Annotated in this window: 11 protein-coding genes; 9 read left to right on the plus strand and 2 right to left on the minus strand. The window is 61.4% G+C overall.

Translation table 11 applies throughout. The features are described 5' to 3' along the window. The first annotated feature begins 5 nt into the window (after positions 1-5). The 9 genes from iolD (at position 6) to GKC28_RS19580 (ending at position 8467) form a co-directional block, all read left to right on the plus strand. On the plus strand, positions 6-1835 hold the full coding sequence (iolD, locus tag GKC28_RS19540; protein ID WP_174148674.1) for a 3D-(3,5/4)-trihydroxycyclohexane-1,2-dione acylhydrolase (decyclizing): 1830 nt from the start codon (positions 6-8) through the stop codon (positions 1833-1835). Between the two features lie 9 nt (positions 1836-1844). Next, a complete protein-coding gene (gene iolE / locus GKC28_RS19545; protein WP_174148675.1) occupies positions 1845-2747 on the plus strand; it encodes a myo-inosose-2 dehydratase in 903 nt (300 codons plus the stop codon). A 1-nt stretch (position 2748) separates the two neighbouring features. Continuing rightward, complete coding sequence (locus GKC28_RS19550) at positions 2749-2961, plus strand: DUF3329 domain-containing protein (protein ID WP_174148676.1); 213 nt, start codon at positions 2749-2751, stop codon at positions 2959-2961. Beyond that, positions 2958-3767, plus strand: a complete 810-nt coding sequence (iolB, locus tag GKC28_RS19555; protein WP_174148677.1) for a 5-deoxy-glucuronate isomerase — start codon at positions 2958-2960, stop codon at positions 3765-3767. Before GKC28_RS19550 ends, iolB begins: the two co-directional genes overlap by 4 nt. A gap of 20 nt (positions 3768-3787) precedes the next feature. Then, the gene (gene iolG / locus GKC28_RS19560) at positions 3788-4795 is read left to right on the plus strand and encodes an inositol 2-dehydrogenase (protein ID WP_174148678.1); all 1008 of its coding nucleotides are present in this window, start codon (positions 3788-3790) and stop codon (positions 4793-4795) included. Further along, entirely contained in the window at positions 4795-5706 is a 912-nt protein-coding gene (gene iolE, locus GKC28_RS19565; RefSeq protein WP_174148679.1) for a myo-inosose-2 dehydratase, read from the plus strand. Before iolG ends, iolE (GKC28_RS19565) begins: the two co-directional genes overlap by 1 nt. Further along, a complete protein-coding gene (locus GKC28_RS19570; protein ID WP_174148680.1) occupies positions 5703-6899 on the plus strand; it encodes a Gfo/Idh/MocA family protein in 1197 nt (398 codons plus the stop codon). Before iolE (GKC28_RS19565) ends, GKC28_RS19570 begins: the two co-directional genes overlap by 4 nt. Beyond that, on the plus strand, positions 6896-7945 hold the full coding sequence (locus GKC28_RS19575) for a Gfo/Idh/MocA family protein (RefSeq protein WP_217434151.1): 1050 nt from the start codon (positions 6896-6898) through the stop codon (positions 7943-7945). Before GKC28_RS19570 ends, GKC28_RS19575 begins: the two co-directional genes overlap by 4 nt. A gap of 312 nt (positions 7946-8257) precedes the next feature. Then, positions 8258-8467, plus strand: a complete 210-nt coding sequence (locus tag GKC28_RS19580; RefSeq protein WP_174148681.1) for a helix-turn-helix transcriptional regulator — start codon at positions 8258-8260, stop codon at positions 8465-8467. A 150-nt stretch (positions 8468-8617) separates the two neighbouring features. On the opposite strand, the gene GKC28_RS19585 is transcribed toward GKC28_RS19580, so the two are convergent. Then, the gene (locus GKC28_RS19585) at positions 8618-8884 is read right to left on the minus strand and encodes a hypothetical protein (RefSeq protein ID WP_174148682.1); all 267 of its coding nucleotides are present in this window, start codon (positions 8882-8884) and stop codon (positions 8618-8620) included. Between the two features lie 291 nt (positions 8885-9175). Continuing rightward, on the minus strand, positions 9176-9296 hold a 121-nt coding region (locus GKC28_RS19590), incomplete at its 5' end, for an ATP-binding protein (protein ID WP_217433978.1).

Here is a 9296-nt window from a genome sequence, read left to right on the forward strand (position 1 = left end):
ATAGGATGGAAAGAACGATCCGGCTGACCGCCGCACAGGCAATGGTGAAATGGCTCTCGGTTCAGAATACCGAGGATGGCGAACGCTTCATTGAAGGCATCTGGGCTATCTTCGGGCACGGCAACGTGGCCGGGGTGGGCGAGGCGCTGCACAAGTATCGCGAGGTCTTTCCCACCTGGCGCGGCCAAAACGAACAGACCATGGCCCATGCCGCCATAGCCTATGCCAAGACGAAGAAGCGTACGCGTGCCCATGCGGTAACGTCCTCCATCGGACCGGGATCGACGAACCTGGTGACCGCGGCGGCTTTGGCCCATGTGAACCGGCTGCCCTTGCTAATGATCTGCGGCGATGTCTTCGCCAACCGCCGCCCCGACCCGGTGCTGCAACAGATCGAGGATTTCGACGATGGCACGGTGTCGGCCAATGATTGCTTCAAGCCGGTCACCCGCTACTTCGATCGGATCACCCGGCCAGAGCATCTGCTGACCTGTCTGCCGCGCGCGCTGGCAGTGATGACGGATCCGGCCAATTGCGGTCCGGTCTGCCTCGCCTTCTGCCAGGATGTGCAGGCCGAGGCCTTTGAATACCCCGAAAGTTTCTTCGAGCCACGTGTCTGGCGCATCCGGAGACCCGAACCGGACCCGCGCGAGGTGGAGGACGTCATCGCCGCGATCAAGGCTTCGAAACGCCCGATGATCGTCTCGGGCGGCGGTGTGCTTTATTCCGGCGCTGAGGCCGCGCTGACGGATTTTGCCGCCAGGCACAATATTCCCTTCGTGGAAACCCAGGCGGGCAAGGGCGGTCTCAGCTACGAGGACGCGCTCAACTTCGGTTCGCCCGGCGTGACCGGCTCGGCTTGCGCCAATGCCCTGGCCGCCGAGGCGGACTTGGTTGTCGGTATCGGCACCCGGTTCCAGGATTTCACCACCGGATCATGGACCGTTTTCGGCGCATCGGACCGCAAACTGGTGTCGATCAACTTGCACCGCTATGACGCAACCAAGCATTTTGCAGCGCCTTGCGTCGGCGATGCAAAGGTGGTGCTTGAGAAAGTCTCGCAAGGTCTGGGCGATACGCGCTTTGGCTGGCACGACCCGGCCGCGCGCACCCACTGGATCGACACCGTCAAGACAGTCACCGCCGCGCCGAGCAGCGACGGTCTGCCATCGGATGCGCAAGTGATTGGGGCGGTTCAGCGAACCTCTACCAAGGACACCGTCGCAATGTGCGCAGCAGGGACGATGCCTGGCGCCCTCCAGGTCCTGTGGCTTGCCGCGCAGGGCGGGTACCACATGGAATACGGTTATTCCTGCATGGGCTACGAGGTGGCGGGCGCGATGGGTATTGCCCTTGCGGATCCGTCCAAAGAGGTGATCTGCTTTGTCGGCGATGGCTCTTACATGATGGCGAACTCCGAACTGGCCACGGCCGTCATGCGCAAGGTGCCCTTCACCATCGTGTTGACCGATAATCGCGGCTACGGCTGCATCAATCGCCTGCAGATCGAATGCGGCGGCGCCGAGTTCAACAACATGTATGTTGACAGCAATGTCGAAACCCAGCCCGAGATCGACTTTGTGGCCCATGCGGCTTCGATGGGCGCGCATGCGGTCAAGGCCTGCGACATCGCCGACCTGGAGGCAAAGATCGCAGAGGCCCGAGGCCGGGACATTCCGTCGGTCATCGTGATCGACACCGAGGCTGTATCCGGCACCGGCGCCGGCGGTCACTGGTGGGACGTCGCCGTGCCTCAAGTCGGCGGTCCCGAACGGCTGGAGAAGGCCCGGGAACGCTACCAGCACAACTATTCCAAACAACGCATCTTTGACTGAGGCAAATCCATGATTCTGTTCGGCACAAACCCTATCGCATGGTCCAACGATGACGATTGGTCCATCGGCGATCACATCAGCCTTGAGCAATGCCTCGACGATTGCCGCAAGATCGGCTTTGACGGCATCGAAAAGGGGCACAAGATGCCCGATGACGGCGCCGCGCTGAAGGCCAAGCTGAGCGAATACGATCTGCGCTTCGCCGCCGGCTGGTTCTCGACCAACCTCCTGGCGCGCGACATCGCGGACGAGATCGCCGCCTTGCGCGACTGGATCGCCTTCACCAAGGCCGCCGGGGGCAGTCATATCAACGCCTGCGAGTGTTCCAATACCGTACATGGCAATGACAAGGTTGCGGTGAACGCCCGACCGATCATGACCGATGCGGATTGGGATCGCTTCTCCAAGGGCTACGAGGAGCTCAGCCGTGTCGCAGCGGAAGAGGGGGTCGCTATGGGCTATCATCACCACATGGGGACGATCATCGAGAGCGAGTCGGATATCCGCCGCTTCATGGAGATGGCGGGGCCGCATACGCGGCTTTTGCTGGACACGGGACATGCGTGGTTTGGCGGCGCCGACCCGGCGGCGATCGCACGAGATTTCATGGATCGCGTGACCCACATCCACTGCAAGAACGTCCGCCCACAATATGCGCAAGAGGTGCGGGAACAGAACCTGTCCTTCCTGGAAGGCGTGCGGCGCGGCGCCTTTACCGTGCCGGGCGACCCGGAAGGCGCGGTCGATTTCGCCCCCGTGCTGAAGGCGGCAGCCGAGGCTGGCTATGAGGGCTGGATCGTGATCGAGGCGGAACAGGACAGCGCTGTGCGCGACCCTTATCACTACCAGTCCATGGGGCTGACAGCGCTCAAGGACATGGCGGCCAAAGCTGGCCTGCCGGTGGGTGCCTGAGATGTTCGATACCGCCCACCCCTGGTTCCGACCGCTTTGGGTGCGCGTCCTTCTGCTTGCTGTCAGCGGCGGCTGGGGCGTGTTGGAACTGTTCTCCGGCAGTCCGGGCTGGGCGGTGCTGTTCCTCGGGGTCGCCGCATGGGTGATCTGGGCACTGTTTCTGACCTACGACCCACCGGAGAAAATGACCGATGACGAAGGAGACACCCCATGAGCAACCTGCTGAAAAGGCCATTCGGGAGCCACGGCAAAGTTCACCAGATCACACCCGAAAGCGCTGGTTGGCGCTATGTCGGCTTTGATCTCTGGCGGCTGCGCGCAGGCGAGACGGTCGGTGAAGCCACCGGCAACCGCGAGGTCATCCTCGTCATGGTCGAAGGCAAGGCCACCATGCAGGCCGCAGGCAAGGACTGGGGAGAGTTGGGCGACCGGATGAACGTCTTCGAGAAGAACCCGCCGCATTGCCTCTATGTCCCGAACGATCAGGACTGGTCGGCAACGGCGATTACCGATTGCGTGATCGCCGTCTGCTCGGCGCCCGGTCACGGCGGCCATGAGGCCCGGCGCATCGGCCCCGAGGGCATCACCCTGACCGAACGTGGCAAGGGGACAAATACGCGGCATATCAACAACATCGCGATGGAGAACGAGGATTACGCCGACAGTCTCCTCGTGACCGAAGTGTTCACCCCCGCCGGGCATTGGTCGTCCTATCCCAGCCACCGCCACGATGAAGATGATTTCCCCCGGATCACCTATCTTGAAGAGACCTATTATCATCGACTGAACCCGGCCGACGGCTTCGGCATCCAGCGGGTCTACACCGACGATCTTCAACTGAACGAGACCATGGCCGTGCACGATGGCGACATGGTCTGCGTGCCGCGCGGTCACCACCCCTGCGGCGCACCCTACGGTTTCGAGATGTACTATCTCAACGTTATGGCCGGCCCCCTGCGCAAGTGGCGCTTTGTCGCGGCCCCGGAAGTTGAACAGATTATTCGCCGTGATGCGGAGTAGCGCCCAGGAAGGAAATTTCCATGTCCCGCCTTGCCATTTTCGGAGCCGGTCGCATAGGCCAGATTCACGCCCGCAACGCTGTCAAGCTGGCAGGGGTGGATCTGGTTCATATTGTCGATCCCATCGCAGGACCGTCACGCGACACGCTTGCTGCCGAAACCGGGGCGACGGTGTCCGATGCCGAGTCTGTCTTTGCTGACACGAGCCTTGACGGCGTGATTGTCGCCAGCAGCACGGACACCCATGCCGACATCCTGATCCGTGCTGCCGATGCTGGATTTCCGGTATTCTGTGAAAAGCCCATCAGCCTCGATTTTGGACGGGTCGAGGCAGTGGCGCAAAAGGTTTCCGCGACCGGCGTGCCGGTGATGCTGGGCTTTCAGCGTCGCTATGATGCTTCTTTCCGCGCTGTCCGAGACCGTATTGCCAGCGGTGCTGCAGGCCGGTTGGAACATGTGATAATGCAGTCGCGCGATCCCTCACCGCCGCCCGCTTCTTATGTCAAGACATCCGGCGGAATGTTCCGTGATACCGCAATCCACGACATGGACATGGCACGATTCCTTTTGGAGGAAGATGTGGCCACCGTTTATGCGGTCGGCTCCTGCCTGATCTCGCCCGAGATCGGGAAGGCGGGTGATATCGACACACTGATGATCACCCTGACCACAGGTTCCGGTCGCATGGCACAGGTGACGAACTGCCGTCGCGGGCCAATGGGCTATGATCAACGGCTCGAAGCCCTGTGTTCGGACGAGGTGCTTTTTGTCGAAAACCAGCCCCAGAGTACGGTTCGCATTGTCCGCCCCGAAGGTGCGACGACTGCACCGCCCGAGAATTATTTCCTGGACCGGTTCGCGCAGGCCTACCGCGACGAGATGGCGGCATTTGTGGCCATGATCCGCACCGGAGCCGCGCCGCTCGCGACCCTGACCGATGGGGTCGAGGCGCAGCGGCTGGTCGAGGCGGCCATCATCTCGCATCAGACAGGCGCGCCTGTGCAGTTCTCGCCCGACTGGAGGCCCTGATGCCTGACTTCAACGACCTTCCTGACGGGGTGCGGCTGGGGGTGAACCCGCTCAGTTGGACAAACGATGTGCTGGAGGATCTCGGTTGCGACATCCCGCTGGAAACCTGCCTGACCGAAGCCGCCGAAGTCGGCTATCAGGGAGTTGAACTGGGCCGCAAGTTTCCGCGCGATGCAGCGACGCTGGGACCGTTTTTGCAGGATCGCGGGCTGGCGCTGATTTCGGGATGGCATTCGGGGCGGCTGGCGGAAGGGTCGGTCGCAGAGGAGTGGCAGGCAGCGTCCGATCATGCGGCGCTCCTCTCGACACTTGGGGCCGAGGTCATGGTCTATGGCGAGACCGCGATGATGGCGTCACTCGATGCGCCGATGACAGCGCGACGGATCATGCCCGCAGACGACGTTCCCGCCTATGCCGCCCGACTAACAGAGTTCGGCAAGCGACTACACGCGGAATACGGTCTGTGCCTAGCCTATCACCACCATCTGATGATGGTGACTGAAACATACGATGAAACGGCCCGCCTACTGGACGCTGGCGGCCCGGAACTGGGGCTTTTGCTCGATACTGGGCACGCCGCTGCAGGCGGCTTTGACTACACCCGGCTGATCGACACCTTCGGCGACCGGATCCTCCACATTCATCTCAAGGATATTCGTCCCGAGGTGATGGCCGGGGTTCGAACGCGCGATCTCTCCTTCAACGATGGTGTGAGGGCAGGCATGTTCACCGTCCCGGGCGACGGATTCACCAACTTCGCTCCGCTGGCCAAATTCGTGCGCGACGGGGGCTATCGCGGCTGGCTGGTGGTGGAGGCTGAACAGGACCCGAAGCGCGCGGCGCCGCGTCCGGCAGTGACCCGGGCCCTGAGCCACGTCCTTGCAACCTTCGCCAAGGAGACAACCGCATGACCAGGCGCACGCTCAACATCGGGCTGATCGGCTCGGGTTTCATGGGGCAGGCCCATGCCGATGCCTTCACGCGTGCCGCGATGCTCTTTCCTGACCTGCCCGCGCGACCGGTGCTGCACACCCTTGCAGATGCGACCAAAGAGATGGCACGGACAGCCGCCGCGCGTCTGGGCTTTGCCCGGCATACCGCCGACTGGCGCAGCTTGGTGACGGGTCCGGAGATCGACGTTGTCGATATCACCACGCCAAACAAGATGCATCACAAGATGGCTTTGGCCGCGCTCGCCGCCGGCAAGCATGTCTATTGCGAAAAACCGCTCGCCGTGACGCTGGCCGAGGCCGAGGAAATGACCGCTGCCGCCGAAAAGGCAGGAGTCAAGACCATGGTGGCCTTCAACAACGTCAAGACCCCTGCCGCCATGCTGGCCAAACAGATCATCGACAGGGGCGAGATCGGCACGCCGATGCGATTCCGCGGATGGTTCGACCAGGGTTTCTTCAATGATCCCGAGTTGCCATTCTCATGGCGCTGTACGAAGGCAGAGGCCGGAACGGGGGCGCTTGGGGACTTGGGCAGTCACGTCTTGTCCGTTGCGCAATATCTAATGGGCGAGATCGATAGCACGATCGCCCAGGCGCAGACCTACTTCCCGACACGGCCGGTGCCCTCCGGCGGCATGGGCTACGGTGCCAAGGCCGGGACGGACGCGCCCCGCTGCGAGGTCGAGAATGAGGATCAGATCCAGACACTGGTCCGCTTTGCCAGCGGGGCAGGGGGCACCATCGAGGCCAGCCGCGTGTCCGCCGGCAAGGTCTTCGGCATCTACTGGGAGGTATCGGGGACCGAAGGCACGATCATCATGGACGGAGAGCGGTTCAACGAACTCAAGGTGTCGCGTTTCGCCGATCCGAAGGCCGACCGGGGGTTCAAGACCCTGCTAGCCGGCAGCCAGGTGCCGCAGTTTGGCGGCTTCTTCGGCTTCGATTTCGGCGGCGGGGGCCTCGGCTATTTCGACGTTAAGGTGATCGAGGTACACGACTTGATCAAAGGCATTTGCGGCAGCGGCTGTTATCCCGATTTCGCCTTCGGCCTGGAAAACGCCCGTGTCATCGCCGCCATGGAGCGGTCGCTGGAGAGCGGCGCCTGGGAAACCGTCCGGCGCGATCCAGCAAGGCAAAAGGACCCATCATGAGCTTCCCTGACCATTTGCCGGCCTCTCGTGTGCCCGACCCGATGCAGGCGCCGACCCTGCGCTGGGGCATCCTCGGTTCCGGGTGGATTGCCGAGCGCTTCATCGAATCCGCTCGTGCCCATACCCGGCAGGAAATCGCCGCCGTCGGGTCCCGCAGTCAGGAGAAGGCCAACACCTTCGCCAGGACCTGGGACATCGACACGGCCCACGGCAGCTATCAGGCTCTGGTGGCCGACGACAGCCTCGACGTGATTTACGTCGCGACGCCGCACAACCTGCACCTCGGACACGTCCGGCTGGCGCTGGAGGCCGGATGCAATGTTCTAGTGGAAAAGCCCATGGGCCTCAGCCATGCCGAGGCGACCGAAATGGTCGCTCTGGCGCGGGAAAAAGGCGTCTTCTTCGCCGAGGCGCTGTGGACCTATTTCTTGCCCAAGTTCGACGTGATCCAGCAACTGCTCGATACCGGCGTGCTGGGGGAGATCAAGTCCGTCCATACCGAATACGGCGAGTTCTTCACCCGCGACCATCGTATTTTTAAGCCTGCTCTGGCAGGCGGACCACTTCTGGACCTGGGCACCTATCCTGTTTCCTTCCTGACAAAGCTGCTGGGTATCCCCGATCAATTGGTCGGTTTCAAGCAGGACGACCCTTCGGGAGTGCATGGCCAGTTGTCCGTCATTATGGCTAATGCTGCGGGCAACCAGGGCACAATGTCGACGACCCTCTACGGTCTGACGCCCACCAACGCCGCCGTGGTTGGTACGAGCGCAACACTGCGGTTCGGCAGCGAATTCAACCTTCCCGGACCGTTCGAGTTGATTTCGGCTGATGGCGGCAAGCGACTGACTTGGAACGAACCAGTTGGACGCCACTACGAAGGCCTCTGCTACGAGGCAGCCGAGGTCGCCCGTTCTATCTCGGAAGGCCGGGTCGAGGCCAGGTCGCGACCGCTTGCCGCCACTTTGGAGACCATGGCCACTTTAGATCTAATCAGAGCCGCGACAGGGATTGAGTTTTCGCAATCGCAGGAGGTAGTCGTTTAATTGACTTAAGTCCATTTTACATAAATCTGATTATACGACTTTTAGCCAGCCAAAAATTTCCCTGTAGAATTAGTCCTCTACAACCTCCCTTTAGATGAAAAACTGGCGGCACCGGTATTGCCGGTGCCGCCCTTTTCAGAAAGAACGATTGAACGGCCGAGTATGTATACGAGACGGCTCATCCCGTGACCTGCGTATTGGCAGGCAACCCATTCCGGCGATCTCGCGCCGTTCCAAGTTTTCTTCTCTGCACCTCCGAATGTAACATATATCGCGTGGCGATATTTCGCGCACCGTGTCCGGTTCGCGGGCATGAACTTGCGGGACCGTGTAGCACTGAACATCCAGGAATTGAGACGCGCCCGCGGCCTCAGCCAGGAGGAGCTTGCTCATCGGGCCGACGTGAGCCGCGGCCATATGGGCAAGGTCGAGAACGCCAAGTTCGCAGCCTCCCTCGACCTTCTCGAACGCATCGCCAGGGCACTCAATGTCGACCCCGAAGAGCTCTTCACGAAACGCTAGTGCGTTTCCTGAGGCTTTGATCCGGTCCCCCAACGCGAGAGACATAACGGCAAGAACGATACGAGTGGCGCGGGTACATGGCGAAGAGAAAGACAGGCTGGCCTTTCCAGGAAGGGTTTCTGAACGACGGTGTGCAGGATATTCACCTGTTCACCGATTACCGTTGGAATGATGGCTCGGTGAGCCGTCGCTGGCATGTCGATCCTGATGGCTTTGATACTTGCCTTGCTGAGCTTCGCCCGTTTTCCCTGACGCCCAGTGAAAGCTCAGATCAGTAGGAAAACCACTCCGAGTGACCCATGTTGCCTTCGTAGTCGCCGTACGCGCCTTCAGCGTCTCGTTCTCGTCCTCAAGGGCGGCCGTCTTCGCGGCCATGGCGCGCACCATCGCCTTGAGCTGGTCCATGTCGTCAGGCAATGAGAGATCATCGGGGCGCATGGCGCGGAGGATAGCACAGACCTTTTGCCATGCCTCGGGGGATCGGCATCCCTGCGCGTCATGATTCACTTTGCCGCAGCTGGTTTATCCCGCAAATACAGGGGCTTTCACCGCCACAGGGCGCATGCGCTTCCAGTCCAGACTGTCAATGAGCGTTCAAAACTGACCCGGTTTCAGCGTTTGAATTTGACCCACCCCTTGTGGCGCAAAGGCCCCAGGCGGGCCGCCCTCCTATAGCGAGTCCGTCTGGGGCCTTTGCTTGCGCGACGTTTATGTTTTTCTGCGTCGCTTGCTCTGTGCGAACCGGTATGACGTGTTGCCTGTCTCGATGATTGCGCAGTGATGAGTTACGCGATCCAGAAGCGCGGTTGTCATCTTGGCGTCACCGAAG

Origin of the sequence: Leisingera sp. ANG59 (assembly GCF_013317235.1) — a bacterium.
Classification (GTDB): Bacteria; Pseudomonadota; Alphaproteobacteria; order Rhodobacterales; family Rhodobacteraceae; genus Leisingera.